Source organism: Ktedonobacter racemifer DSM 44963, from assembly GCF_000178855.1.
GTDB lineage: Bacteria > Chloroflexota > Ktedonobacteria > Ktedonobacterales > Ktedonobacteraceae > Ktedonobacter > Ktedonobacter racemifer.
On the sequence record NZ_ADVG01000002.1, the window covers coordinates 1,693,799 to 1,720,098 of the forward strand.

At 54.3% G+C, this 26,300-nt stretch carries 21 protein-coding genes; 13 read left to right on the forward strand and 8 right to left on the reverse strand.

Features of this window, described 5'->3' with window-relative positions:
• Nucleotides 1-195: 195 nt before the first annotated feature.
• Nucleotides 196-1,431 (reverse strand): ATP-binding response regulator, encoded by a 1,236-nt coding sequence (locus tag KRAC_RS23625; RefSeq protein ID WP_007911462.1) that lies wholly within the window; start codon nt 1,429-1,431, stop codon nt 196-198.
• A 680-nt stretch (nt 1,432-2,111) separates the two neighbouring features.
• Between KRAC_RS23625 and pdhA the strand changes: the two genes are divergently transcribed.
• The 5 genes from pdhA (at nt 2,112) to KRAC_RS69220 (ending at nt 6,935) form a co-directional block, all read left to right on the forward strand.
• Nucleotides 2,112-3,167 (forward strand): pyruvate dehydrogenase (acetyl-transferring) E1 component subunit alpha, encoded by a 1,056-nt coding sequence (gene pdhA, locus KRAC_RS23630; RefSeq protein ID WP_007911477.1) that lies wholly within the window; start codon nt 2,112-2,114, stop codon nt 3,165-3,167.
• Between the two features lie 24 nt (nt 3,168-3,191).
• Nucleotides 3,192-4,184: an alpha-ketoacid dehydrogenase subunit beta gene (locus KRAC_RS23635; RefSeq protein WP_007911479.1), complete on the forward strand. Its 993-nt coding sequence runs from the start codon at nt 3,192-3,194 to the stop codon at nt 4,182-4,184.
• 6 nt (nt 4,185-4,190) lie between these two features.
• Nucleotides 4,191-5,504: a dihydrolipoamide acetyltransferase family protein gene (locus tag KRAC_RS23640; protein ID WP_007911488.1), complete on the forward strand. Its 1,314-nt coding sequence runs from the start codon at nt 4,191-4,193 to the stop codon at nt 5,502-5,504.
• 202 nt (nt 5,505-5,706) lie between these two features.
• Nucleotides 5,707-6,144, forward strand: coding sequence for a phage holin, LLH family (locus KRAC_RS23645; protein WP_007911489.1), 438 nt, complete (start codon nt 5,707-5,709; stop codon nt 6,142-6,144).
• Between the two features lie 185 nt (nt 6,145-6,329).
• A complete protein-coding gene (locus KRAC_RS69220) occupies nt 6,330-6,935 on the forward strand; it encodes a DUF4870 domain-containing protein (RefSeq protein ID WP_007911493.1) in 606 nt (201 codons plus the stop codon).
• Between the two features lie 75 nt (nt 6,936-7,010).
• On the opposite strand, the gene KRAC_RS23655 is transcribed toward KRAC_RS69220, so the two are convergent.
• The 3 genes from KRAC_RS23655 to KRAC_RS23665 all read right to left on the reverse strand — a co-directional run bounded on the left by KRAC_RS23655 (nt 7,011) and on the right by KRAC_RS23665 (nt 11,869).
• Entirely contained in the window at nt 7,011-8,678 is a 1,668-nt protein-coding gene (locus KRAC_RS23655; protein ID WP_007911495.1) for a serine/threonine protein kinase, read from the reverse strand.
• Between the two features lie 541 nt (nt 8,679-9,219).
• Nucleotides 9,220-10,713, reverse strand: coding sequence for an aldehyde dehydrogenase family protein (locus KRAC_RS23660; protein ID WP_007911497.1), 1,494 nt, complete (start codon nt 10,711-10,713; stop codon nt 9,220-9,222).
• Nucleotides 10,714-10,789: 76 nt separating this feature from the next.
• Nucleotides 10,790-11,869: a phosphotransferase family protein gene (locus KRAC_RS23665; protein ID WP_007911499.1), complete on the reverse strand. Its 1,080-nt coding sequence runs from the start codon at nt 11,867-11,869 to the stop codon at nt 10,790-10,792.
• Between the two features lie 485 nt (nt 11,870-12,354).
• Here KRAC_RS23665 and KRAC_RS23670 point away from each other — a divergent pair, with 485 nt between their 5' ends.
• From KRAC_RS23670 to KRAC_RS23680, 3 genes are all read left to right on the forward strand, one after another.
• A complete protein-coding gene (locus tag KRAC_RS23670) occupies nt 12,355-14,595 on the forward strand; it encodes a S53 family peptidase (protein ID WP_007911501.1) in 2,241 nt (746 codons plus the stop codon).
• Between the two features lie 373 nt (nt 14,596-14,968).
• The gene (locus KRAC_RS23675) at nt 14,969-16,342 is read left to right on the forward strand and encodes a transposase (protein ID WP_007909494.1); all 1,374 of its coding nucleotides are present in this window, start codon (nt 14,969-14,971) and stop codon (nt 16,340-16,342) included.
• Between the two features lie 77 nt (nt 16,343-16,419).
• Nucleotides 16,420-17,538, forward strand: a complete 1,119-nt coding sequence (locus KRAC_RS23680) for an NADH:flavin oxidoreductase/NADH oxidase (RefSeq protein WP_007911503.1) — start codon at nt 16,420-16,422, stop codon at nt 17,536-17,538.
• On the opposite strand, the gene KRAC_RS23685 is transcribed toward KRAC_RS23680, so the two are convergent.
• Entirely contained in the window at nt 17,531-17,782 is a 252-nt protein-coding gene (locus KRAC_RS23685) for a hypothetical protein (RefSeq protein ID WP_007911505.1), read from the reverse strand. The two genes, KRAC_RS23680 and KRAC_RS23685, sit on opposite strands and share 8 nt — an antisense overlap.
• Before the next feature lie 72 nt (nt 17,783-17,854).
• Between KRAC_RS23685 and KRAC_RS23690 the strand changes: the two genes are divergently transcribed.
• The gene (locus KRAC_RS23690; RefSeq protein WP_169460936.1) at nt 17,855-18,877 is read left to right on the forward strand and encodes an RNA polymerase subunit sigma-70; all 1,023 of its coding nucleotides are present in this window, start codon (nt 17,855-17,857) and stop codon (nt 18,875-18,877) included.
• 212 nt (nt 18,878-19,089) lie between these two features.
• On the opposite strand, the gene KRAC_RS23695 is transcribed toward KRAC_RS23690, so the two are convergent.
• A complete protein-coding gene (locus KRAC_RS23695) occupies nt 19,090-19,881 on the reverse strand; it encodes an SDR family NAD(P)-dependent oxidoreductase (RefSeq protein ID WP_007911508.1) in 792 nt (263 codons plus the stop codon).
• 87 nt (nt 19,882-19,968) lie between these two features.
• A complete protein-coding gene (locus KRAC_RS23700; RefSeq protein WP_007911510.1) occupies nt 19,969-20,517 on the reverse strand; it encodes a dihydrofolate reductase family protein in 549 nt (182 codons plus the stop codon).
• A 71-nt stretch (nt 20,518-20,588) separates the two neighbouring features.
• Between KRAC_RS23700 and KRAC_RS23705 the strand changes: the two genes are divergently transcribed.
• The 3 genes from KRAC_RS23705 to KRAC_RS23715 all read left to right on the forward strand — a co-directional run bounded on the left by KRAC_RS23705 (nt 20,589) and on the right by KRAC_RS23715 (nt 23,232).
• A complete protein-coding gene (locus KRAC_RS23705; protein ID WP_040444071.1) occupies nt 20,589-21,056 on the forward strand; it encodes a hypothetical protein in 468 nt (155 codons plus the stop codon).
• A gap of 247 nt (nt 21,057-21,303) precedes the next feature.
• Complete coding sequence (locus KRAC_RS23710) at nt 21,304-22,131, forward strand: AAC(3) family N-acetyltransferase (RefSeq protein ID WP_040444072.1); 828 nt, start codon at nt 21,304-21,306, stop codon at nt 22,129-22,131.
• Between the two features lie 102 nt (nt 22,132-22,233).
• The gene (locus tag KRAC_RS23715; RefSeq protein ID WP_007911513.1) at nt 22,234-23,232 is read left to right on the forward strand and encodes a D-2-hydroxyacid dehydrogenase; all 999 of its coding nucleotides are present in this window, start codon (nt 22,234-22,236) and stop codon (nt 23,230-23,232) included.
• 63 nt (nt 23,233-23,295) lie between these two features.
• Here the strand turns inward: KRAC_RS23715 and KRAC_RS23720 are convergent, their stop codons facing one another.
• Complete coding sequence (locus tag KRAC_RS23720) at nt 23,296-25,272, reverse strand: hypothetical protein (protein ID WP_007911514.1); 1,977 nt, start codon at nt 25,270-25,272, stop codon at nt 23,296-23,298.
• Nucleotides 25,273-25,687: 415 nt separating this feature from the next.
• On the opposite strand from KRAC_RS23720, the gene KRAC_RS23725 reads away from it, so the two are divergent.
• Nucleotides 25,688-26,290 carry a sulfite oxidase-like oxidoreductase gene (locus KRAC_RS23725; RefSeq protein WP_007911516.1) on the forward strand — a complete coding sequence of 201 codons (603 nt, stop codon included), beginning with the start codon at nt 25,688-25,690 and terminating at the stop codon, nt 26,288-26,290.
• Nucleotides 26,291-26,300: the final 10 nt, after the last annotated feature.

Sequence of the window (26,300 nt, forward strand, 5' to 3'; positions counted from 1 at the left end):
CATGAGACAACTGCCGGTACTGTATCTCTATCATGTATACAGAAAAATTAGCAAAAACCCTGAAAATTGCTATCTCTGTCCCTACAAGCCTTCTTGTCGCGATATTAGCTAAAGATTAACTCATGACGCATAAAAATACAACTCTACACAAAAGAGGGTGGGCAACGTTGCCCACCCTCTTTTGTGTATCTCTTCCTAATGCGTGAGTGTCCAGGTGGCCAGGGTGTGCCGCGCCAGATTTTCTGAATTTTGACTGATCGCTTCCTGATTAATGTAGATTGGCAGGATCACGGTAAAGGTGCTTCCCTGTCCGGGCGTGCTCTCCACATCCAGGCACCCACTGTGTCGCTCTACAATTTTGCGCGCGATGTACAGGCCCAGACCCAGGCCGGTTTGCTCACCTGACTGCACCTCGATCCCTGGCGCGCGATAGAATTGCTCAAAGATAGGCTGTTGCTCCTCCTGAGGAATGCCCACGCCCTGGTCCTCTACCTGGATCCACGCCTCATAGCCAACCTGCTGTAAACGTATTGTGATAGTGCTGGGGCTGACCGAATATTTGCGTGCGTTGGAGAGTAGGTTGATGAGGACCTGGCAGATACGCTCGGCATCAACCTCTACTTCAGCCGTTTCAGCAACGATCTCACTTGTAACGTCAGGTCCTGCGCCAGCTGTATATTCGCTCAGCACACGCTGGCAGAGTTGCACCAGGTTACAGCGTTTGCGATGAAGCACAAACATATTGCTATCCATCATGGAAGTACCCAGCAGATCCTGCACCAACACCTCAGTACGGCCAATTGCGTGTGACATATCCTCCAATCCCTGCTTAAAGACCTGCTTGTTGACCTCTTCATCCAGTTGTTTGTAGAGGAACTGTGTCATCCCCTTCAGGCCTGAGAGAGGAGCCTTTAGCTCATGGGAGACGATACGGAGAAACTTGTCTTTGAGTTCATTGGCGTTCACCAGTTCACTGGTGCGTTTCTGCACCTGCCATTCAAGCGAGCGTGCATGTTGTGAGAGGGCAATATGCTGTTCAACCACTTGGCGGCGCAATTGATAAGCTTGAATGGCACGCTGAAGCGCCGCGACAAAGGAGTCTCGATCAATTGGCTTGAGGATATAGTCATAGGCCCCACCACGCAAGGCGCGTATGGCCAGGTCATACTCGCCATGGCCTGTGATGAGCAGTGTGGGTGTCTCAGGGCGCAGCTCCTGAATACGCGCCAGAAGTTCCAGGCCATCCATCCCCGGCATCTTAATATCGCTTACAATGGCATCGTAATCATGCTCTCGAATCATGGCGAGACCACGTTCGGCAGAATCACATGTATCAACGTGAATATCCCCCATACGCAAATACAGAGTTTGTGGCAAAGCACGCAAGAGGGCGGTATCATCGTCAGCGATGAGAATAGAAGGCGTCGTCATGTCTTTGGCTACTCCCAACCCCAGATTTTAAGAAAATTCGATAGAAGTTGCTTCTGGTACGAGAACACCAACCAGGATGGATTCAAAGTGAGAGTTTTCTCCCATACACCATAGTGAGTGATCTATACTCATTCATCTGGCACTCCTCTTTCCCTTTCACACACAAAATACGACGAAAGGAGAGAGAAAAAAGCAACTGCCAATAACTTTCTTAAAAACACTATTTAATCCGATTGGCACAATGGAAAGAGGGAGGAGAAAAACGCCTCCACCAGGTGGGATCGCGAGCGTACCATAGTACTTCCCTAGTACTCCTGGTATGTGCTGGTATCTCTGGAGAGAGCGGACAGAAAGGCAGAAGAAGCTCAACTGAGCAAGCGCTAGCTCATATTCCTTGCTCTTCAGGCAAAAAACCTTAAATTCTACCCCCACGTATAGACATAACCATGCATATCTTTTGTATAATAATCCTTGGACTGTCATCGGATAGATGCGTTACAACCAGTTAGCATGGAGGCGTATAATCAGTTGAACATTGAGCATACTTTCTAGAAATTTTCCAGATAGCACACCGCCATGTTTTCCACATGTAGCCTTTTCTTGTGCTACCTATCTGGCTGTTTGAAACATAGCGCCTCCCACGTTACAATCATGTTAAAAAAAAGAAACCAGGAGCCGTCATGAACACGGAACAGAAAAAGCGGTCGAAGGCCTCTGAGCTTGCTGACAGTAGCAGACCAGACGCCGCGATCATCGCGAACGAAGACAAGGACACCTTACTCAAGTATTACTATGAGATGGTGCTCATCCGCCGCTTCGAAGAGAAATCGGGCGAAATGTACAACAAGGCCCGTATTGGCGGTTATTGTCACCTGAATCTGGGCGAGGAAGCCACCGTCGTCGGCTTCTGTCACGGTCTTGGTCCAGAAGACTATATCTATGCCAACTATCGCGAGCATGGATATGCCCTCAGCCGTGGCATCTCCGCGAAAGCGGTTATGGCCGAGCTATTCGGAAAGTCTACAGGCATCACCAAGGGTCGTGGCGGTTCAATGCACCTTTTCGATATCAATAGTCGCTTTATGGGTGGCTATGGCATCGTGGGTGGGCAGGTGCCCCTGGCGGTGGGTGCCGCTTATGCGATTAAATATCGCGAGGGCAAGGAGGTCGTCGCCTGTCAGATGGGCGATGGCGCAACCAATGGTGGTCCCTTCTATGAGTCACTCAACCTGGCTAAGATTTACCAATTGCCCGTTATCTTCTTCATCGTCAATAACCAGTATGGCATGGGCACACGTGTAGAGGCTGGTTCAGCCGTCGCTGAACTGCATCGCAAAGGCAACGCCTTCGATATGAACAATATCCGCGTCGATGGCAACGATGTCCTCGCGGTACGCGACGCCATGCGTTCGGCCGTTAAGCTGGCGCGCGAGAAGAGCGAGCCGACCCTGATCGAGGCGGTCAGCTTCCGCTTCCGTGGGCACTCGGTTGTTGACCCTGATCGCTATCGCGACAGAGACGAGGTTCGGCGCTTGCGCGATATCAATGATCCTGTCGCCAAATATACCGCATGCCTCAAGGATGCGGGTCTGCTAGATGACACCAGGATCAACGAGATTGCTGAGCAGGTTGAGCGGGAGGTTGAAGAGGCCGTTAACTTCGCAGAAGAGAGTCCCTTCCCCTCGCTGGATACGCTCTATGACTATATCTACGCTGATGACACAGCCGCTCACTAAGGTTCAGGGAAGGGATTGTATTCCATGGCAGAGATGACTTTTAGACAGACTCTTCATGACACCTTGCGCGACGAAATGCTGCGCGACAAGGATGTCTTCTTGCTTGGAGAAGAGATTGGAATCTTTGAAGGCTCCTACAAGATTACCGCGGGCCTGCTCAAAGAGTTTGGTTCCAAACGTGTGCTCGATACACCTATCGCCGAGAATGGCTTTGTAGGTATGGCCGTTGGCGCCGCTATGCTCGGCCTGCGCCCGGTCGTCGAGATCATGACCATCAACTTTATCCTGCTCGCCATTGACGAGATCGTCAACCACGCGGCCAAGATTCACTATATGTTTGGCGGCCAGACGGCTGTGCCAATGGTCATTCGTACCCCCGGTGGCGGTGGTCAGCAGCTCTCGGCAACCCACTCCCAGAACCTGGAAGTCTGGTTCGCACATGTACCAGGCCTCAAGGTCGTCGCGCCTTCGACGCCTGAAGATGCGCGTGGCCTGCTGCGCACCTCCATCCGCGACAACAACCCGGTCCTCTTCCTGGAGAACCTGGCACTGTACAATACCAAAGGCAACGTTCCTGAGGGCGACTATACCGTCCCCTTCGGTAAGGCTCGCATCGCCAAAGAGGGGCATGACCTGACCGTCATCAGCTACTCACGCATGGCCTCTATCGCGGTTGAAGTCGCCACCCGTATGGAGCAGGAGAGCGGCCTGAGCATCGAGGTCATCGACCTGCGCTCACTGCGCCCCCTGGACCGCGAGACCATTGTCAAATCGGTGCAGAAGACCAACCGTGCCGTTATCTTTGAGGAGGACTGGCGCACCTATGGCGTTGGAGCTGAAATCGCCGCCACGCTTCAGGAAGAGGCGTTCGACTACCTGGATGCTCCTATCAAGCGTGTCGCCAGCATTGAGGTTCCCCTCCCCTATTCCAAACCCCTCGAACTGGCCGCGCTCACAGGAGCGAAACAGTTGATCGAGGCCATCAACGAACTCGCACCTCGCCGCAAAAGGAGATAAGATACCATGCCCGACGTAAGCATGCCCCGACTCAGCGATACCATGCAGGAAGGTACCATTACCCGCTGGCTCAAAAAATCTGGTGATCAGATCAAACGGGGCGATATCATCGCCGAAGTCGAGACCGACAAGGCCAATATGGAGATCGAGGCCTACGACAGCGGCATTCTCGAACAAATTCTCATTAAGGAGGGCGAGGTTGCCCCTATTGGTCAAACCATCGCCGTCATTGGCACGGGCGCGAGTGCAAGCAAAGGCGCAACAACCAGCGTAGCCGCGAGTGCGGAGAGCAAAGTGGCTGCCAGCGCCAATGGGGCCAGCGCGCCTCAACAAGAAAGCAAACCAGAAGTCGTCGTGGCTTCAACTGTGTCTACCAGCGAGGTGTCTACTACGGCTGAGGGTCGCGTCAAAGCCTCTCCCCTGGCGCGCCGCATCGCTGAAGAGCATGGTATTGACCTGGGTCAGATCAAGGGCACGGGTCCCAGCGGGCGCATCGTGCGTGACGACCTGGAGGATTACCTCTCCCAGCAGCGCGCGACGACCCCGGTGGCCCCAGCAGCGGCTCCTGCTCAGCCAATCCAGGCGGCTCCGCAGTTCCAGGCGCCAGCCTTTGCCCTGGCAGCAATTCCCGAGGATTCTGAGGTCATAACCATCTCGTCTGTGCAGAAGAGGATCGCCAATCGCCTGCTTGAATCCAAGCAGTTTGTGCCGCACTTCTATGTCAGCAACGAGATTGATATGACTGATGCCCTGGCACTACGCCAGGTGCTCAACGGTGCGGCTAGCGAAGAGGGCGCCAAGGTCAGCGTCAATGACCTGATCATTAAGGCCTGTGCCCTGGCGCTGGAGAAGTTCCCTGATGTCAATGGCTCATATCGCGATGGACAATTCATTCGCCATAAGCACATCAATATCGGCGTAGCTGTCGATGTACCCAATGCCCTCGTCGTCCCCGTGATCAAGGATGCTAATATTAAGGGGGTACGCACAATCGCCCGCGAGGTGCGCGAGTTGATTCAGAAGGCACGCAACAATAAGCTCTCGGTCGCGGACCTGAGCGGTGGCACCTTCTCGATCTCGAACCTGGGTATGATGGATGTCAGCGGTTTCTCAGCGATTATCAATCCACCGGAAGCCGCGATCCTGGCTGTGGCCTCCACGCGCAAGACGTTTGTTCCCGTCGATGGGCAACCCGTCATTCGCGATATTATGCCACTCACACTCTCAGCCGATCATCGTATTCTCTATGGCGCAATGGTCGCGCGCTTCCTCCAGGAAGTCAAACGGCTCTTGCAGAATCCCTATGCCCTGCTCGGCTAAGATCTTATTCCGAAACCCAGCGTCACTTATGTGACTAGCGCTTCGCGCTCAGGGTGTTCGGAGAAGAAATAATCTACAAAAAAGAAGGCGCTGGCGCGTTGCCAGCGCCTTCTTTTTTTACTCAAACTCCATCACCAAAAATACTGCACCGTTAGCGTTTCTATAGTGGAACGATGTTTTTAGTTGACAGGAGGTTTTACCTATGAAAGATGCAAATTTGTATCAACTTTTAATCGTCCTCTTGCCCATCGTTTTACCACCGCTCATCTCGGTGTCCAGCGTGCTCTACAAAAAGCTTATACAAAATCTGCCTGAGCAGCGTCGCTCAATGGTCGAGCAGGTCGTCAACTCCGTAGTTTCAGCTATCGAGCAGACTGCCAACGATGTGACAACCAGCGCGGATAAAAAGCAGGCGGCAGTAACCCTGGTGCAGCAGGTACTTAAAGAGTTAGGCATACCGGCCTCGCCCACAACCATCTCGGTTATGATCGAGGCGGCAGTATACGCGCTAAACCAGATGTCTACAACATCCACCCCGAGTAACAATGGCTCCGCACAGGCATATAATGGACAGTTCTATGGTCAGAATACGCCCACCCCTCAATACGCTCAGTATGCGCAGGGGAGCTATGTTCCATGACATGTCCTTCCCAAAGCGCCTATAACGCTCATGGTAAAGAGTGTGGGTTGGTTCTTGTCGGGCGGAGGTCCGACAAGAACCAACCCACACTCTTTACCATGCACATAAAAGCATCTAACCTTTTTTTGCCTGTAGCGTAATATATGGTATAAGCATCCTTGCAGAATGAAAAAGAGGAAGACTTCATGGCCACACCATCAAATCAAGATCCTAATTCCTATGGGGGCTATAGTGGCTCCACGCCGCCTTCACAACCACCATATAACCCTGACGATCCCTATGGAGCAACATTACAATCACCGACCTCTGGTGGCTACGAGCAAAGCTATGGAGGTCAGCAGCAGCAGCAACAACAGCAACAGCAATATCAGAGTTCGACCTCCTACCAGCCGCCCCGCAGCGCGGTTGAGCGCCAGCAGGCTTATGGTCAAACATCGACAGGTATGAGCGCGCGCAAGGCCGCCATCTGGAGCTATGCATTGGGACCCCTGAGCGGCATCTACTTTCTCTTTCGCGAGCGCCAGAATCGTTTTGTGCGCTTCTCAGCGGCGCAGTCCACGCTCTTCTCACTGGCAGTCCTTGCATTCATTGTAATCCTTGGCCTGCTTAAGTCTCTCCCCGTTCTCGGCTTTATTATCGGGCTTTTTGGGTGCGTATTCAACATTGTCGTTGTGGCGCTGGTCCTCGTCTGGGTCTTTCTGATGCTTCAGGCATGGCGTGGAGTCAAATTCAAGATTCCCTATATTGGGGATTTTGCCGAGCGCCTCTCAGGCACACGCGGGCAACCCTAAAGCGCGACGACGCTACTAAAGTACGCATGTACTTTAGTAGCGTCGTCGCGCCCGTCTTTTTGTCGCTCTCTACACTCAGACACAATAGTTGCGAAATGCCTCGGCGAAATGTAATACCGATGCAAAACGCTCTTCAGGCCGTTTGGCTAGCGCCTTGAGCAAGACCATATTTACTGATGTCGATAAAGCGGCGTTGTACGAGCTTGGCGGCTGAGGCGGCATGTTGAGATGCATATGCTTCATCGTCTGCTCAGCGGCTTTCTGGAAGGGAGGACGGCCCGTCAATAGCTCATACATCATGGCGGCCAGTCCATACTGATCCGAGGCAGGCAGTACCCGGCCCGACCAGCGCTCAGGAGCCACATAGAGATAAGCATCCTGAGAATGCGAGAAGAACGAGCCATCCTGCGTCACGGCAAAATCTCCGAGCAAGAGATGGAGGTCGCTCAGCGTCTTCCCTTTCTTTTGTATCAATAAATTGGAGAACTTAAAGTTCTGATAGATCACGTTATTCTCGTGTGCGAACTGTAAGGCCTCCGCCAGCTGCATAAGGACTGGGGCCACGTCGCGTGGTGTAAAGAGCTTATTCTTCCGCTCTCGTATCCACTCATTCAGCGAGCCTTCAGAACACAATGGCATGGTTTTGAAGATAAAAGGAACGCCGCTGATATAGGACTTTCCCGTATTCAAAACCGGCAGGATGTGCGCGTGCTTCACCGATTCCAGCAAGCGAAATTCTAGTTGAAAGATATTATCCTCTTCCAATGTCCTGTCCATAAGCGCGTAGGGAATGGCATCAGTTGGATAGGCTTTCAGGGCGATATCGCTCTCACGCATACGATCATAAGTACGATACACATGTTTACTAAGCGGGATACTCACACGATAGCGCCCCAGCTCCTGACCTTCTAATGAGGGCAGTTGAAGCTCAGGAGCCCGTTTGGCAGGAGAGGGCGTTTGCTCACGTGGCCAGCCCGTATTCCCAGTTTTCAAGGCGGCATCGGTATTGTGTGGCAAGGCTGGATAGGATTGAGAAGGGAAATCACGCTGAGGGACCTGGGTTATTGGCGCTTCCCGGCCAGGTCCAGGTAGTGTAGAGTGTGACTGGTAGGGAGGCACTTGCCTCTCAGCGGGAGTCTGTGTCTTGCGCTCATTGCCTTCCGACCAGGAGGTGCTAAAAGGCGATGAAGGCCGAGAGATTGGTGCCTGCGGCGCAGGGGTCGTGGGTGTAGAGGCGGGAGCGTCCGGGTAGTTCAGAGGCGGTAACGCATAGGAAGGCGGGTTTGTTGTAGGCCGTGTATTCCTCTGCATACCCGTCTCTGGCCAGTTTAAAGAAGGCTTGCTAGTGGTAACATCACGTGCTTGAGAGAGCAAACGAATAATCACGACATGCTGCTGCTTCGTCTGGGTCAGAAGGCGTTGCAGAAAGAAGCGGTCATTTGTTTCTGCATGGCCAAGCACAACAGCAAATGGCAGGATGGTTCCCTGTAAAATAAGCGTAAAAGCATCTAAGGCACTGGTCGTCACCATCGACGGATACCCACTCGTTGCAAGAAGATGCTTGATGTAGCGTGAACGATTCTCATTCGGGTCAATAATGAGAACATGTTGTGGACGCATTGACATCCCAGTCGCGGTCTGTCCCTGCTTCTCAGCTTGCTGCAAAATATTCAAAAGCGGGACGCGAATGTACTCAGGTTGCTCAAACGAAAATGATAGTTCATACCTGTCAACGTTCACCATAACACCAGCTCCTAAATCTGCGGTGACTCACAAAAAAATATGCTTTCCCCCATCTCTAGAGTACTACAAAATCCCCTCTATGAAAAGAGCTTTTATACGCTGTTTTAGCTATAAAATAACTAATTTTAATAATTTCTTTATACGCAAATGTAATAACCTATGCCCTCTGGTGTGGCTTTGCAAGAGCACTGAATATATTCTCATTTACATAAATATCTAAAATTGCATCTTTTGTTAGCATATGTAATCACCAAAAACTGTTTTTGCTATACCATGCTATTCTTGTTTTTAACGAATCGGTACAGCCCGGCCATTTAAGGGATAGGAGCATACAAAATTGAAGAGGGATCAAAATTGTATCCGCTAAAAACGAACGCAGGTGCGTTTTATTTGTCAGGTAAACGATAGAGTGAGGGACCGGGGGATTGTTAAGAGGGCCTTACTCTATCGTAGAACCTTCTTAGACGGCCCGCTCCTGGTGTACGCGGCTACTCACGAATAGGTGCCCCAGTAGCCGCGTACACCAGGAGCGGGTTACTCCTTAGCGCAGGCCCATCCAGACGGTTTTTGTTTGTGTATACGCGTCCAAGACCGCGTGCCCCATCTCTCGGCCATACCCACTCTGTTTATACCCCCCAAAGGGGGCTGCGGCATCGAACATGTTATAGGTATTAACCCAGACCACACCCGCCTTCAGGGTTGACGCCATTTTGTGCGCAATCTTCACATCGCTTGTCCAGACGCCTGCCGCCAGACCATATATGGAGGCGTTGGCGCGCGCCGCCACCTCTTCGACGTTCTCAAAGGGGAGCGCCACCACTACGGGACCAAAAATCTCCTCGCGCGCGATGCGCATCTCGTCCTGCACACCATCAAAAACGGTTGGGCGCATAAAGTAGCCTGCCAGGTCCTGTGTGGCTACGCGCTCGCCACCGGTCACGATGCTGGCCCCCTCGTGCTTGCCGCTCTCGACATAGCCCAGCACCCGCTCCAACTGCTCCTGCGACACCAGCGGTCCCAGATCGCTTGCCGGATCGATGCCCGCGCCAATCTTCATTTTCTGCGCATACTCGGCCAGGCCACTTACCACCTGCTCATAGACCGATTGATGCACAAAGAGACGGCTGCCTGCGGTGCAGACCTGGCCCTGGTTAAAGAAGATGGCATTCATCGCTCCCCGCACGGCATATTTGAGATCGGCATCGGGGAAGATAATGTTCGGCGACTTGCCCCCCAGCTCCAGCGTGACCTTCTTCAGGTTACCCGCGCTCGCCTGGACGATCTTGCGGCCAACCTCGGTCGAACCTGTAAAGGCAATCTTATCGACATCGGGGTGCGCCGCCAGGGCCGCGCCAGCCGTTTCGCCAAAGCCGGGAACAATATTGACGACACCATCGGGGAAACCAGCCTCACAGATAAGCTCGCCCAGGCGCAGGGCCGTGAGTGGTGTCTGTTCCGCCGGTTTGAGCACGACTGTATTGCCACAGGCCAGAGCAGGGGCAAGCTTCCAGGAGGCCATCTGAAGGGGGAAGTTCCAGGGAATAATCTGGCCCACGACGCCCAGGGGTTCGCGCAAGGTATAGGTAAACATATTGGGGATAGAGACCGGGATGGTCTCGCCCTCCAGTTTGGAGGCCCAGCCCGCGAAGTAGCGGAAGTGGTCGACTGTCAGGGGGACATCCCCACCCTTCGCGTATTTGATCGGCTTGCCGTTATCAAGCGTCTCCAGCGCGGCGAACTCTTCGGCATGCGCCTCCAGCAGGTCGGCCAGCTTCCAGAGCAGGCGCCCCCGTTGTGAGGGCGTCATCTTCGGCCAGGGACCACTCTCGAAGGCTTTACGGGCCGCGGCGACCGCGCGATTGATGTCTTCGCTCTCCCCCTTGGCGACCTGCGCCAATACCTCTGTCGTGGCTGGATTTATGGTGGCAAAGGTCTTGCCACTGGCGGACTCAACCCATTGTCCACCAATGAGCATCTTCACTGGCTGCTGGCGCAGAAATGTACTCTGAATCGAGTTTGCGGTGTTTGTCGTCATTAGTGTGAACCTCTCTGTTCCTAATGAATCATGATAAACATCCTATGTGAGACCGTGAACACGTGACGATGAATCTCTAAGTCAGTTGCCCTTGTTGAGATACAGCGTAGGCGTGCTGAATAAGAGTATAAACACGCTTGTCAAATCCAGCGAAGCGCGCATCCTGCGTCTGGCCTCGCTTCCAGCGAACATAGATTTGTTGCAAGATAACGGCCAGCTTAAAGTAAGCGAACGTCATATAAAAATGCATATCACTGAGATCACGACCACTCTTGCGCGCATAGAGCTCAAGAAACTCATTTCGCTCATAGAAACCCGGCAGGACCGTCACTGTGGGAAGAATGCTGCGCAATTCGGGGGGGTCGCTCGGACGCACCCAGTAGCTGAGCGAGATGGCCAGGTCGAAGAGGGGATCGCCCAGCGTTGCCATCTCCCAGTCCAGAACCGCCACTGGGCGCGCCGGATCATCCTCGGCGAACAGCATATTATTTAGCTTGAAGTCATTATGAATCAAACTGGCGGCAGGGCTGGTTGGAATATGCGTACTGAGCCAGCGCAATAATGGCTCAACCTCGGGGATCGCGTCGGTCTGCGCGCGTTGATAACGCTCGATCCAGCTCTTGACCTGCCGCTCTAGAAAACCTAGCGGATAGCCAAAGTGCTCCAGGCCCGCCTGCTGCCAATCGATGGCGTGGATATCCACCAGCGTCTCCACAACCGCCTGCGAGAGACGTCGCCCCAGTTCCTCTGTGGCCTCGATACCAGAAGGCAGGGCGCTATCCAGGACGATCCCTTGCCTGCGCTCCATGACATAGAAAGGCGCACCCAGAATCGCCGGGTCGTCACAGAAGCAGTATGGTTTGGGAGCAAGAGGAAAGACGGGATGGATCTGGCGTAAGAGTCCAGACTCACGACCCATATCATGCGCTTTGGGCGGCACCGGTCCCAGAGGTGGGCGCCGCAAGACTCCCTCCCAGGTACCCATCTTCAGCAGGTACGTCAAATTGGAGGCCCCGGATGGAAACTGGCGTACCTCCAGTGATCCTTCAGGCTGAGCGCGCACCTCGGCTATCTGTGCGCGTAAATAGTCTTCTACTACGTGAGGATCAAAGGCCTCGCCGCTGCGTACAGCAATCGTATCCTTTTCTATATTCACACAAACCTCCCTGTAGCATTGCAATCGCCACTTGCTTGTCCGAAGCCTCCTCGCTCCAGACAATCTATGCCATAGCATATCACACAAGCGTGGCGACCTGGCCTGCGCGCCTCTAATCGCCTCTTTTACATCACCTCCATTCTGTTCAGCAAACGTACAAGCCAAATTTACACGTATAGGACCATTATCTTACATCTTCACCTGCCTCAGTAAAGATTTCTCAACCCTAAATGGTACTTTTCTATCTGTTTATTTAAAATGCATGGAATATCAACATGTTTCACTATAAGCTTTGTACTAAAGACTGCTACACAAGCAGTACGCGGACAGCATTCAGCCGCGACATGTTCTCGTGAACGTCTTTTTGCTTGCCATCTATTACTCCTTATGCGAAAACCAACGCCGCTCTCGCGGCTAGCGCTCACGCTCTCAGGTTTTCGATGAGGCACTTGTGGGAAGCAAGGCATTGTATCAAAGGAGCTTACATGCAGGTTTCAAAACGTACATGGTCTCTCCCCCTGGCACTGCTCGCCCTGGCTTTCCTCATCGGGGCGATTGTAGTAGCCCAGGTTGTAGGGAACCATCTCGCGGCCTCGGCGAACGGCCCCTACCAGGGACGCCTGGCTGGTCAACGCTACAAGTTGCTGGGTCATATCGCGCCAGCTATGAAGAGATATACTCCCATGCACGCCTCCAATGGGCAGCAAGAGATGCGCCTGGCGGTCTCACTCAATTTGCGCAACCAGGCCCAGTTGGACGCCTTGCTCGCCGCACAAAACAATCCCCAATCCACGCTCTATCACCACTACCTGACCTCGCAGGATTTTATGCGTCGCTTCGCCCCAACGCAAGAGGATGTAGAGCGGGTCACGGCATATTTGCGCAGCAATGGATTGCAAATTGTCGATGTATCTACAAACAGGCAGATCATCAATGTACGTGGGTCGATGGACAACGTAGAGAAGGCGTTCAGTGTCTCCATCTCGGATTACAATATCGATGGCCGCGTCGCCTATGCACCTCTCAATGATCCCTCGGTGCCAGCCGATATGGCGGGTATGATCTCCAATGTGGCGGGCCTAGAGAGCGTGGCACGCTATCACCACTATGCCCAGTTACAGCCCAATCCTAAGAAACCACGCCAGGGTCCCCAGGGCGGCTTTACTCCGACTGACCTGCGCACAGCCTATGATGTGAACCCATTGCTCCAGGCAGGCAACAACGGGACCAATCAAACAGTCGCCCTCTTTGAGCTGGACGGCTATACTCCGACTGACGTTAATACATACCTACAGCAGTATGACCTGGGCGCGCCCCGCTACTCCAATGTCCTGGTCGATGGCGCGACCAATACAGCGGGGCAGGGCGCAATCGAGGTTGAACTCGACATGGAGGTGGTCTCGGCCATCGCTCCTGGCGCCAACCAGAAAATCTACATCGGCCCTAATAGTAACGCTGGGGTCATCGATACCTATAATAAGATTGTCACCGATAATACCGCCAAAGTGGTCAGCATCAGTTGGGGCCTCTGTGAGACAAGCTCAGGCAATTCTATGCTTGACAGCTTGAGCAACATCTTTAAGCAGGGAGCAGCCCAGGGGCAGGCATTTTTCGCGGCCTCGGGTGATTCGGGGGCCTATGATTGCAACGACAATCAACTGGCGGTGGACTCCCCGGCAAGCGATCCTAATGTCGTAGGGGTTGGTGGTACCGCCCTCCAGGTAGACGCAAATGGGGCCTACCAGAGCGAGTCGGTCTGGAGTAATCCCAACTCTCAGGGACGTGGCCCGAAGGGCGTTGGTGGCGGTGGCGGCATCAGTAACCACTTCACCCGCCCCGCCTATCAGAATGGCGTACAGAAGAACGCCAATCGCACAGTTCCAGATGTCTCTGCCGATGCCGATCCCAATACTGGCTACTCCGTGTTTGTCACCGGGCAATGGGGAGTCGTTGGAGGCACCAGCGCGGCAGCTCCGCTCTGGGCTGGCATCACCACGGACATCAACCAGTCTCTACAGGGACAGAATAAACCCACGCTAGGCAATGCCCACACCGCGCTCTATAGCCTCTTTACAGCGCAGCAGACCCTGCCTCCCTACCATGACATCACAACTGGCAATAACCTGCATTATCCAGCCACCCAGGGCTACGACCTTGCCAGCGGCATGGGAACACCCGATGCCGGGAATATTGCCCAGGACCTGGCCAATGGCGAAACTGGCGGCGGGGGAGGTGGGGGTACTGGCGGCACCACGACGACACAACTCCTGAATAATGGCAACTTTGAAAAGGGTCAGACTGGTTGGCAGGAGAGTTCCGCAGCAGGCTTCCAGCTTATCGATGGTACGCGTGTGCATGGTGGAAGCGCGAGCGGCTACTTCTGTGGCTATAACAACTGCGACGACCAGCTTTCTCAGACCATTACGCTCCCAGGTAATGCCAAGAGTATGACGCTTAGCTTCTGGCTCAGTGGCGCCACGGGTGAGAATGGGAGCTGCAACGATACACTGACAGCCCAGATCAGCGATACCAGAGGGCAGGTCATTACCAAAGTTGCCACCAGTTGTAACGCCAACAGCGACTGGCAGCAAGTCAGCGGAGATGTCAGCAAGGCCCTGCTTCCCTTTAAGGGCCAGCAGGTGCAGGTCGTCTGGAAAAGCCAGGGCAACGCCAGCGCCCCGAGCGCCTTTTTCATCGACGATGCGGCCTTCACCGTCTCGTCCTAGCATACGCCATTCCACCACTTCCTCCGTGGACTGAATGCCTTCCTGTACTACACGGAAGCCTCTCCCCCCTATCAGGGGCGGGGGCTTCTTTTCTGCTCCCGTACAAAGTCTAAGCAAACTTGGACCCTACAATTTGTCGAGTACAAAGTCCAAGCAAGCTTGGACCCTACAATTTGTCGAGTGCACTGGTCAATTGCATGGGAATAACCATTGGCAACTTCGCTGTTTGTATTCATAAGTAATTTACTCTACCTAAGTTTCGCCCAAATTGACGACAGTCCAGCGAGCCAGTGCAGAGCTTGCAAAAAGCAGAGCGATACTCCATAGCTAATGAAGGAACAAAGGAGCTTTCATTAGAAAAAGGAGTATCACCATGAACGAGTCTATCACAACAACAACGAACCATTTCACTGGATGCGCCATCCTGGCCGCCATAGGAGCCAAATTGCAGCAATTGGATGTCTTGAGCCCGATCCGCAAGAGAGTGCAGATCAGGCAGAAAACCATCAAGCATACGCCTCTCGACAAGCTGATGGATGCGTTTATCAGTCTGTTGGCTGGAGCCCATGGACTGGTAGAAATCAACAGTCGGCTGCGAGCCGATCCGGGCTTGCAACGAGCCTTCGGTCGAACCTCTTGTGCTGAGCAGTCGGTGGTGCAAGAGACGCTTTCTGCCTGTGCTGAGGAAAATGTCCTTCAGTTGCATCAGGCGCTCGATGAGATCTACCGCGCTCAGAGCCAAGGCTTTCATCATGACTATCAGGCCGCTTTTCAACTCTTGGACGTGGACCTGACGGGCATGCCTTGTGGACCAAAAGCGGCGTTTGCCACGCGCGGCTATTTTGCAGGACTCTATCATCGCCGAGGGCGGCAATTGGGTCGTGTGCTGGCGACCCAGTATGAAGAAGTCGTGGTCGATCAGCTTTTTGCAGGCAATGTCCAACTGATCAAGGCTCTGCAACCGCTGGTAGAGACTGCTGAGACGACCTTGCAATTGGACGATGCCAAACGCAGACGGACCATTATCCGTGTCGATGCAGGTGCGGGAACCGAGGACGACCTCAATTGGCTGCTCTCCCGAGGCTACGAGGTCATGGCGAAAGAATACTCGGGACGACGTATCACGCGACTGTCTCAAACGGTCAAGGAATGGGTCCAGGACCCCACCTGGTCGGAACGTTCCTTTGGCTGGGTGAGCGAGGAAGCCGCTGGCTACGTCCGTCCCATGCGACGTATTGCGGTACGCTGTCGCAGAAGAGATGGCACATTTGCTTATGGCATTCTGATGTGTTCGCTCTCGATTGAGCAGGTTCTTCCCCTTCTGGGATGGGAGGCATCGCAAGCGGCTGATCCCACGGCGGTGCTCTTGGCCTATGTGACCTTTTATGATCAGCGTGGTGGAGGCATCGAAACCTCCTTCAAGGGTGATAAACAGGGATTGGGACTGACGAAACGCAATAAGAAGCGCTTTGAGGCGCAGTACATGCTGGCGCTGCTCGGCTCACTGGCTCACAACGTGGTGGTCTGGGCACGTCGCTGGCTGAACAGCCCAAAAATCCATCGTTATGGCATCTTGCGTATGGTGCGTGATGTCTTTCATGTCAGCGGTTTGCTCCGTTTCAATGCGTTGCATCAGGTGGTTGAGATCGAGCTCAATCAGGACGCTCCCCTGGCTCACTCACTCCTCTATCCCTTGCAGGAGCTGCTTGCTCCCTTCCAGATTGTTGTTATTTTGGGCGAAACTTAGGTACTCTAAACAAACCATACAAGCGTGTTTTCTCTACTCGCTTCACATAGATTCGTTGTCAAGGAGTTGTTTTATCTATGCATATAGCTGAAGAAGCTACGCTGACGCCTGGTCAAGAGAGCAGCATTCCCCCCCTTTTCCGTCCCTTTCAGCTTCGTGGCATCACGCTGCGCAACCGTGTCATGGTCGCGCCTATGTGCCAGTACTCGGCTGAAGATGGCTTCGCCAATGACTGGCACCTCGTCAATCTGGGCAGCTTTGCCGTTGGAGGGGCCGCACTGGTTATGACGGAGGCAGCCGCAGTCGAGGCGCGGGGACGTATCTCGCCCCAGGATCTGGGTATTTATCGCGACGAGCATATCGCGCCCCTGGCACGCATTACCCGCTTTATCAAAGAGCAGGGAGCCTCGCCGGCGATCCAGTTAGCTCATGCGGGTAGAAAAGCAAGCACCTATCGTCCATGGAGCGGAAGCGGCGAGCTGGCCTCAGAAGATGGCCGCTGGCAAACCATCGGCCCCAGCGCGGTACGCTTCTCTGAGAACTATCCTCTTCCTCAGGAGTTGACACACGAAGAGATCCAGCAGGTCGTCACCAGCTTTAAGATCGCTGCCGAGCGCGCCTTAAAGGCGGGATTTGAGATCGTCGAGATCCACGGTGCTCATGGCTATCTTGCCCACGAGTTCCTATCACCTCTCTCCAATAAACGCACGGATGAGTATGGTGGCTCGCTAGAGAACCGCATGCGCTTCCTACTCGAGGTCACTGATGCCATACGCCAGGTCTGGCCTGAGCACCTGCCGTTGCTCGTGCGCCTCTCCGCCAGCGACTGGACCGAGGGTGGACTCACCATTGAGGAGACAGTTGAGATCTCCAGGGCACTCAAAGCGCATGGTGTTGACTTAGTAGACGTCTCCTCTGGCGGCAATGCCCTGGCAAAGATTCCGCTCAAGCCAGGCTACCAGATCCCCTTCGCCGAGCAAGTACGGCGCGAGGCTGGCGTTCCCACCGCCGCTGTTGGCTTAATTACAGAGCCTACACATGCCAATGAGGTTGTAGCCAGCGGCGAGGCGGATGTGATCGCCCTGGCGCGTGAGTTGCTACGCGATCCTCACTGGCCGCTGCGCGCCGCGCATGAGCTGGGCCATGATATCGCCTGGCCTCGCCAGTATGAGCGCGCCAAGCTCCCCCTCAAATAGTGTCATTTATCGGGAGAAAAACACGGTTTTCCAGATAATCTGCCACGAGGCCCTGCGCGTTCAGCGAATCGGCTTCTCTCATAATATGGCGTAGCATCGCAAAGAACGCTCTTGCTGTTTCCCATTTCTCTTCACGTGTCAGATTCCGCAACACGTTCGCCAAGATATTTGGAGAATGCGCCAAGAAATGCCTGAAAAAGGTTGATTTGCTGAGGTAAAGCAGACCCACCATATCCTGCGGCATCGAGGCTCAAACACAGGTCAACAGGCCGGACCAGATGGCCGCCAGACGAGAGGAAGAGAGACTGCAATGGAAATGTCAACCCAAACCGCCCTGGTATTCGCCGCTCAGGCGGGCGATCAGAATGCGTTCGAGGCGTTGGTGAGCGCATACCGGCGCGAGCTGCTTGTGCATTGTTATCAGATGCTGGGCTCATTCCATGACGCCGAAGATCTGGTGCAAGAAACCCTGCTACGCGCCTGGGAGAAACGCACCACCCTCACGAGTCCGGCATCATACCGGGCCTGGTTGTACCGTATCGCCACCAATCTCTGCCTGAATCGGCTCAGGAGTGCTCCTCGACGATCTCTGCCCACACAGACACACCCGGGGAGTGATCCCAATAGTCCCTCCCCGCAACGAGTGCGGGAGCCAATCTGGCTTGAGCCATTCCCTGATGATCTGGAAGCCTCTCAGCACAGTGATCCGCAAGACCGAGCGGAGAGGAACGAACGAACCACCCTGGCTTTTCTGGTGGCGCTGCAGCGCTTAACGCCAGCGCAGCGGGCCATTCTTCTCTTGCGCGAGGTGTTGGAATGGCCCGCCAGCGAGGTGGCCGAATGGCTCAACCTCTCGGTCGCCGCTGTCAATTCCGGTCTCCAGCGGGCCCGACGCGCTTTGCAGGAGTGCAACAGCCCCTCAGAGAAAGAGACCGCTCTCCCAATCCCTCAATTCCAATCCCTGCTTGACCGCTATGTGACGTCCTGGGAGCAGGCGGACATCCCTGGCTTGGTGGCGCTGTTGCGAGAGGACGCCTGGTTCACCATGCCGCCGCTTCCCGTCTGGCTCCAGGGACGAGCAGCCATCGCCACAGAACTCTCGACAAGGATCCGCGTGCCTGGAAGGCACTGGCGCCTGCTTCCGACACGCGCCAATGGCAGCCCGGCTTTCGGGCTCTACCGGCAGGAGGCCCAGGCCGACAGCTATCAGCTCTTTGGTCTGATGGTGCTGGGTGTGGTGGAAGGGCAGATCGCAAACATGGTCACGTTCCTGGAACTGTCCAGCTTCTCGTCCTTCGCCCTGCCGCCCACCCTTCCATACGTGAGAGAGCATATCTAGCCCAGGGAGGGCTAGGTATGCTCTCTCACGTATGACGATAGTACCTGGCGCTTCTTTCACCCCAGGGCAATCATACATATCGACTGTATGGCTTGCTGGTTCTGGTGCCAGAAGCTCTTCACTACTTTGATGCAGCGTTGCCAGCAGGCCATGCATCGTTTCTGCCGACCCGATGATCGAGGTACGCCGGAATGAAGCTCCGGACAATGACGCTAGTCATCCAGGCTGCCCATGGTCAAATTGACGGTAGTTCCCGTCATCCCGCTCGCCTTATCGGACGCCATGAAGACCGCCATGTTTGCCATCTCCTCGAGCGTCATGACCCGTCGCGGGTGGGTCGTGCTGGCGAGGTACCCCTGGAACTGTTCCCAGGTCATGCCCGATGCCTTGGCATCGAAGGCTTCCTTCATCCTGTTTGTCTCCGGCATGCCGTGTGGCCGCAGACCGACCACGCGAATGCCCTGAGGTGCGAGCTCGGCGGATAGATCTCGAGTGAGTGCCTCCTTGGCGGCCTGCGCCGAACCGTAGCCTCCGTTCAATCGGGAGCCCATCCGTGAGGGGAGTGCGGTAACGGTCATGATCACCCCCGATTTATTCGGGATCATGTGCCTTGCGGCCTGGCGTGCGGTCAGGAAGTACGACGTCGTGTAGGTCGTGATCGGCAGGGAGAACTGCCTGGCATCCAGCTCGGCCAGAGGGACACCCAGAATCTTCGTATCCGGGATGCCGACCGCGTTGAACGAGATGTCAACGCTACCGGCCGAAGCCTCCATGTCGCTGAGATGCTTATCTATGGCAGCTTCGTCGAGCGCATCGACTTGTGCCGCTTCGGCTTTACCCCCAGCGGCTCTGATTTCATCGGCCACCGATTCCACCTCTTTAAGGTCGCGTCCAGTCAAGAAGACCGTGGCACCCTCGCAGGCAAAGGCGCGAGCAACAGCACCGCCAATAGCTCCACCAGCCCCGTAGATAACCGCATTTTTATTCGAAAGTAACGCTCCCATTTTTCTCTCCTTTTTTCATTTCGCTCATAGATGTGATTTGGGCGAAGATATGCGCCGGAAAAACCGGCATTGGCTCATCGTGTGTCCCTACCTCCCTTCAGATTGTGGTTCATAGGTGAGCGTGACAATGCCTGTCGAGAAGCTCTTGGCCGCAACGAACCTCAATTTGGCGTTTTCGTCCTCCCGGAAGAACTGCCTCCCGTGACCCAGAACCAGCGGATGGACCGAGAGATCCAGCACATCGAGCAAGTGGTGCTTGAGCAGCGTTTCACCAAGAAGACCATGACCAAAGATGAGCAGATTGCCTCCTTCCTGCTGCTTGAGCCGGCTCACCTCAGCCACCACATCGCCTCGAACGAGGGTCGAGTTGTTCCATGCGGCTGTTTCCAATGTCGAGGAAAACACATATTTCGGGATCGCATTGAGCCTCTCTGCCCACAGATGGGTGCTTCCGGGCCATATCTTTACCCAACTCTCGTAGGTATTGCGCCCCATTAAGATTGCGTCACTGGAGAGCAGAAGACCCAATCCGTCCCCCAGATACGTCTCGTCCTGGTACGCAAAAAACTCCGAGAAGTTTGTTCCTGCGAAAACGCCGTCTACTGAGATCAGGGTAGATTCGATAATTTTGCGCATAAGATGGTGTCCTTTCGACTTTCGCTTCCTTCATCCAGGCACCTCGCGCCTGGGTGAAGATGACGGTTACTATGAGATCGATCACTTTTCATGTTTTTGATAACTTGATAACCTTAGAATCGCTGCCAATTAGTAATCAAAAAAGTCATCGCTTTTGCTTGTCCTTGATTGATTTTCCAATCAGGCCAAGCCACCCTTCCATCTGGTTCAGAATGGAGAAGGATTGTCAAACAAGCGACCACTTTCCAATTTTAATAATTGATGCCCTTTTCAAGTATCGTAAACACTTTTCACTCATAGGACGGCGAATTGATCCCAAACTCATCGCGAGAGCAGAAGGCAATGTCGTTTGGCTCATTTTCTTGCCGAAAGGGGCTTTTATCTGTCGCAAGTCAAAACTGGCGAAGATATCGTCAAACTGGGATTCGGGCGAAGTTATGCTTACAGAAACTCACGCTGCTTCGGAAGCGGTTTTCGAGAGAGGCGCGCCATTTTATGAGAGAAAGACTGGCCATTTCACCGCCTCTGAACAGAAGTGAATAGATGAAGTAAGATGCCACGCCAATTTATCTGAGAGGTCAACAGGCATGAAGGCGCCTCTCAAGCCAATGTGGACAAATTAGCTGGCACAAACGCGCGAGATATCGAAGAAACGACAAATAGCCTGTGGGTCATAGAAATGGATGATGAAGGCGATTGCAGACAATGGCCCGCAATCGCCTTCATCATCCATTTCTATGTATAATACCAAGCAGAGAGACGCAACAATGCAAAGGATATTTTCTCGTGAGCGAACACACAATGATTCAAGAGACACCCAAGCCACGCACGCGCCAGAGCCTGGCGCACGATCTGCGCCAGCTAGGTGTACAGCCAAGCATGACACTTCTGGTCCATTCCTCCCTTAGCTCGCTTGGCTGGGTCTGTGGCGGGGCTGTGGCGGTCGTACAGGCCTTGATGGACGTCCTGACTAGCGAGGGGACGCTGGTCATGCCCACCCAGAGCGGTGACCTCTCCGACCCAACCCACTGGCAACGTCCGCCCGTACCTCGCGAATGGTGGCCAATCATTCAGGAGACGATGCCTGCCTATGATCCACATCTTACCCCCACGCGCGGGATGGGCGCGGTCGTAGAGGTCTTTCGCGCCCACCCTGACACGCTGCGTAGCGCGCACCCCAATGTCTCCTTCGCGGCCTGGGGAAAGCACGCGGAACGTATTATTGCGCATCACAGCCTGGATTATGGCCTGGGTGAGGGCTCTCCCCTGGCTCGCATGTACGAGTTAGATGGCTCCATCCTACTCCTAGGAGTAGGCTATGATAGTTGCACAACGCTCCACCTGGCCGAGTATCGCGCCCCCAGCGGGAGTGAGATCGAGCGGGCCGCGCCCATTATTGAAAATGGCCAGCGGGTCTGGAAAACCTATCGAGATATTGATATCGACTCCGACATCTTTCCCGAGCTGGGAGCGGATTTTGAGCATTCAAGAGCTGCTATCATCGGTCAGGTTGGCTCAGCCACGTGCCGCCTCCTACGCCAACGCCCTCTCGTCGATTTCGGCGTCGAATGGCTCATCCACCGACGCCAGGCAAACGTCTCTACTGCCGAATAGTTCTAAAAAATATGCAGATGTAGGGTCCATGCTGGCATGGACTCTGCGCGAGCAGGAGAAGTCCATGTCAGCATGGACCCTAAAAATTAAGGATGGTATTATATGACAGCTTATCCCCCGATTGTTAGCCGCTTTGGCTTTAGCCAGACCTCATTGGAGAAGTTGCGCGCTGCGGCACAAACTGATATTCACGTCATAGAGGATAGAGAGGAGTTTAACCGTAGCGTCAAAGACGCCGAAATTATCTGCGGCTTCCTGCCAAAAAACTGGCGTGAGATGGCGCCAAGGCTTCGCTGGCTCCAGTCACCTGCCGCAGGCATCGATAGCCTGCGCGAGAACAGCATTCTCACCCCCGACAGTGGCGTTCTCGTCACCACTGGCTCGGGTATTCATGTCACGAATATTAGCGAGTATGTCTTTGGCAGCATGATCATGTTTAATCGAGCCTGGCCTCAACTGGTCGATATGCAGAGGCGGCATGCCTGGCCGCGCAACATAGAGCTGTATTTCCCCGAAACCTACCAGGTGCCCTTCCGCGAGCGTGAACTCCATGGGCAAACGCTCGCCATCATCGGCATGGGCAATATTGGGCGTCGCATCGCCCAGGTCGCGCGCGCCTTTGGCATGCGAGTACTGGCAACCCGCCACTCGGCTAAAGATGGAGAGCAAGACCCCGATGTCGATCAGCTCTTCCCCCAGAGCCGTATGCTTGAGGTATTGCAGCAGAGTGACTATGTCGTCATCGCCGTTCCCCTTACTCGGGACACAGAGAAACTGATCGGCGAGCGCGAGCTACGCGCCATGCAGGCTCATGCCTACCTGGTCAACATCGCCCGTGGCAAAGTCATTGACGAGGAGGTCTTGCTGCGCGCGCTCCAAGAGGGCTGGATCGCTGGCGCGGGCCTGGATGTCACCGCCACAGAACCCCTGCCCGCCGAAAGCCCACTCTACGATCTTCCCAACGTGATTCTGACCCCGCATATCTCTGGCGCCACCGAGCATTATGAGGCTCGCCTGGCCGATCTCTTCTCCGACAATCTGCGTCGTTACCGCGCTGGTCAGCCACTGCGCAACGTCTACGAGCATCAGCGAGGCTATTAGTAGCATAATGGGTCCTGGCAGCCTGTGGCTGCCAGGACCCATTATGCTACCTGCCCAGTAGGCTTACTTCTTAGGTGAAGTCGTTGGGATTGGGGTTAATACCGGCGTTGGGCTGGAAGTCGGAGTTGAGGTAGGCCCGCTCTGCCCCAGGTTAATGCTGGTATCGTCAAAGGTCTTGAAGTTTACTACCTGGTTATCTGTCTTCTCAAATGTTCCAGTGACCGTGTCACCGGGCTGGACCAGCGGTAGCTTTGGAGAAAGCGAGAGGTTAGCAGTAAAGATATACGGCTGCCCCTCAAGCTGGATATAGTACACGGTATTACTTCCCTGCTGCACTGCCGAGGCGCGTAAGACCTTGCCCGTGACCGTCTGTGTCTGGCCCGTGGCGGGTACATTGCCTCCACCACCAGACTGTGTCAGCCACTGCTGGTAGTCCTGCAAAGCCTGCGAGAGCGAGGTATCAAACTGAACATTGCTCCCGTTCAGGTTCCTGGCATCAACAATACCTACCGCCTGAAAGATCGCGCCCGTGGTCTGTGATCCCACACCGCTATTACCACTATTCGAGGTATCACTGGTGGAAGGGCCAGTATCCTGTACATAGATCGCGACCCAGGTGGGCCTGTCATAGATCTGGTATAACTGCACGCTTGCCACGCTATAGTTGCGAATGTTAGAGCGCGTCGACTGGAAGGTCTTAATAACGTTATCACCGATGCCAACGCCCTGTAAGGGATAGAAGGTTGCCTGATTCTTATGCGTGTCAAAGAGGAAGACACCCGTACTTGAATTATCGCTGCTCGAAGACGAGGTCATTGGCACAAGCCAGACGGGACGATCTACACTATTGTAGAGTAACTCAGGGTCGCTCGCGGTTACCTGCTGACCGGCGCCCGATGGGTTAAACCAGGGCGCGGCATGATAGCGCCCCCACCAGGAGAGATACTGTTGTACTGTATCGGAAGGCATGACCCGGTCCACCCAGGCGGGAACCTTGTTGGGGGCATACTTCGTAATCACTCCGGTGTGCGCATCCACCAGGAGCACCTCGGTCAGGACATCGCCAACATAGCCACGAATAGGCTGCATCAACGAGACCGTCCAGTACGGGTGATAGTTATCATCCAGTTCTAGCGTTGGGTCAACCAGTTTACCATAAGTATAGCCATTCAAGTAGACATGGCGCAGGAGATCCTGGTTCAGCAACGCGCCAGGCAGGTAGGCAAGAGAGGTACCCGCCTGAACCTGCTCGGTGTACAGCTTAGGTACGGCCTGGGGATTCTCGGCGTCCACGACGACAAATCCGGGCGTCCGCGGATTTGAGAGATTTACAAAGATGTTATTGTAGCTCAACGGAGCCACATAGTAGAGGTGGCCCTTGATGGACTGAAGCGTATAGCTGTCTGAATTAATGCCGTAAGCGGACCCCAGGTTCTGCCCATTCGAGCCCAGCACCTGCTGCCCTTTATAGGCCGCGACACTCTTGCTCGCCAGCACGATATGATTCTGATCGGTTGGCGGCAGCTTATCGCTGGCCTGCATCGTGACCTGGGGAATCGCCGCCAGGGCCTTTGTATTGACATCAAACCAGGTTGTAAAAATGGTGATGAGCGCGGGCGCGGCGATACCAATAACGCCAACCACCACCAGGCCTAGGATGCCCGCCGCGATGGTGCCACGCGAGACCCCGCGAGTCGCGGCCCGCCCAATAGAGGACTGCTGCAAATTGATGCGCACACCACCCGCTGCGCTTGACGCAGCCTCCATCACCGGGGCCGCAAAAGTAAAGAGGTTACCCAGGCTACTCAAAAACAGGGGCCAGAGCACCCATTGCCAGCCCCAGAAGGGACCCGTCAAGGCCGGAAGCGAGAAGTACAGGATCAAGAGGCTCAATAAGAAATTAAAGATAGTATATCCAAGGAACCAGCGCGTAAATTTGCCGCGCTCGAACCGCTCGCGCCGGCCAAACACCAGGCGCCCAAGCGTTAAAATCACCATCACGATGACCGTGCCAATGAGCGCCAGCAGGAAGATGACCATGATTAGTTCTCCTAATGAACGACGATATCTGCTAACGTAGCAAAAAATCTCAATGTATATACGTGCTATGCTATGTGTGAGGTGTAAATAGCTTCCACTATTTCAAACGAAGAATCAAGCCTTTGACCCGACAGTTTTGTGGTTGCTCAATAAATTTTGATACAAGCCTCTCTTTATAAGGTACTCTCAACGTCTGCGACACCTTTTAAGGGTAAGGTGATGTTGGTGGCGAGAGATCTAGAGGAAATAATCGCTGTTATAAAAACGTTAAAAAAGGTGACCTGAATTGACAATGTGAGTTCGTCATTCTTAGACGACATAGAGAGAAGGAAACTCCGCAGATATTTTGTCTACATAGATTGTACAAGCCAGTCATCTTTCACGATGAAAGAAGCACAGCAAGGAGCCGTTATCGATGAATCTCTTCGGTCGCAAAACAGTCACAGAGAAACTCCCAGATGGCAAGGATCGCTTACCATCTGGTCAATATCTCACCAAAAAATGGCCCGTACTCAGCTACGAGCGTACGCCAGCGGGCTTGCCCCCAGACTGGCGCTTTAAGGTCACGGGCCTCGTCGAAGAGCCATTTGAGCTGACGTGGGAGGAGTTTCTCCAATTACCGCGCACGACGCTGACCGCTGATTTTCACTGCGTGACCACCTGGAGTCGCTATGACAATACCTGGGAGGGCGTACATATCCGCGAGATTCTGCAACGCGCGCGCCCACTCGCCAACGCACACTATGTGATGGCCCACTCCTGGACTGGCTATACCACCAATATGCCGCTTGAAGCGCTCGATGATGACGATGTTCTTATCGCACTCAAACATGATGAGAAAGACCTGCCAGGTGATCATGGTGGCCCTGTACGCCTGATTGTTCCCAAGCTCTATGCCTACAAGAGCGCCAAGTGGCTGGATGGGCTGGAGTTCATGGAGCAGGACCGCCCTGGCTTCTGGGAGATTCGTGGCTATCACAATCACGCCGATCCCTGGAAAGAGGAGCGCTACTGGTAACCACTAGCAG

Excerpts from the sequence above, each read along its gene's own strand:
- KRAC_RS23625 (WP_007911462.1), bottom strand. The coding sequence starts at position 1,431 with ATGACGACGCCTTCTATTCTCATCGCTGACGATGATACCGCCCTCTTG.
- pdhA (WP_007911477.1), top strand. The coding sequence starts at position 2,112 with ATGAACACGGAACAGAAAAAGCGGTCGAAGGCCTCTGAGCTTGCTGAC.
- KRAC_RS23635 (WP_007911479.1), top strand. The coding sequence starts at position 3,192 with ATGGCAGAGATGACTTTTAGACAGACTCTTCATGACACCTTGCGCGAC.
- KRAC_RS23640 (WP_007911488.1), top strand. The coding sequence starts at position 4,191 with ATGCCCGACGTAAGCATGCCCCGACTCAGCGATACCATGCAGGAAGGT.
- KRAC_RS23645 (WP_007911489.1), top strand. The coding sequence starts at position 5,707 with ATGAAAGATGCAAATTTGTATCAACTTTTAATCGTCCTCTTGCCCATC.
- KRAC_RS69220 (WP_007911493.1), top strand. The coding sequence starts at position 6,330 with ATGGCCACACCATCAAATCAAGATCCTAATTCCTATGGGGGCTATAGT.
- KRAC_RS23655 (WP_007911495.1), bottom strand. The coding sequence starts at position 8,678 with ATGGTGAACGTTGACAGGTATGAACTATCATTTTCGTTTGAGCAACCT.
- KRAC_RS23660 (WP_007911497.1), bottom strand. The coding sequence starts at position 10,713 with ATGACGACAAACACCGCAAACTCGATTCAGAGTACATTTCTGCGCCAG.
- KRAC_RS23670 (WP_007911501.1), top strand. The coding sequence starts at position 12,355 with ATGCAGGTTTCAAAACGTACATGGTCTCTCCCCCTGGCACTGCTCGCC.
- KRAC_RS23675 (WP_007909494.1), top strand. The coding sequence starts at position 14,969 with ATGAACGAGTCTATCACAACAACAACGAACCATTTCACTGGATGCGCC.
- KRAC_RS23680 (WP_007911503.1), top strand. The coding sequence starts at position 16,420 with ATGCATATAGCTGAAGAAGCTACGCTGACGCCTGGTCAAGAGAGCAGC.
- KRAC_RS23685 (WP_007911505.1), bottom strand. The coding sequence starts at position 17,782 with ATGCCGCAGGATATGGTGGGTCTGCTTTACCTCAGCAAATCAACCTTT.
- KRAC_RS23690 (WP_169460936.1), top strand. The coding sequence starts at position 17,855 with ATGTCAACCCAAACCGCCCTGGTATTCGCCGCTCAGGCGGGCGATCAG.
- KRAC_RS23695 (WP_007911508.1), bottom strand. The coding sequence starts at position 19,881 with ATGGGAGCGTTACTTTCGAATAAAAATGCGGTTATCTACGGGGCTGGT.
- KRAC_RS23700 (WP_007911510.1), bottom strand. The coding sequence starts at position 20,517 with ATGCGCAAAATTATCGAATCTACCCTGATCTCAGTAGACGGCGTTTTC.
- KRAC_RS23705 (WP_040444071.1), top strand. The coding sequence starts at position 20,589 with ATGAGATCGATCACTTTTCATGTTTTTGATAACTTGATAACCTTAGAA.
- KRAC_RS23715 (WP_007911513.1), top strand. The coding sequence starts at position 22,234 with ATGACAGCTTATCCCCCGATTGTTAGCCGCTTTGGCTTTAGCCAGACC.
- KRAC_RS23720 (WP_007911514.1), bottom strand. The coding sequence starts at position 25,272 with ATGGTCATCTTCCTGCTGGCGCTCATTGGCACGGTCATCGTGATGGTG.
- KRAC_RS23725 (WP_007911516.1), top strand. The coding sequence starts at position 25,688 with ATGAATCTCTTCGGTCGCAAAACAGTCACAGAGAAACTCCCAGATGGC.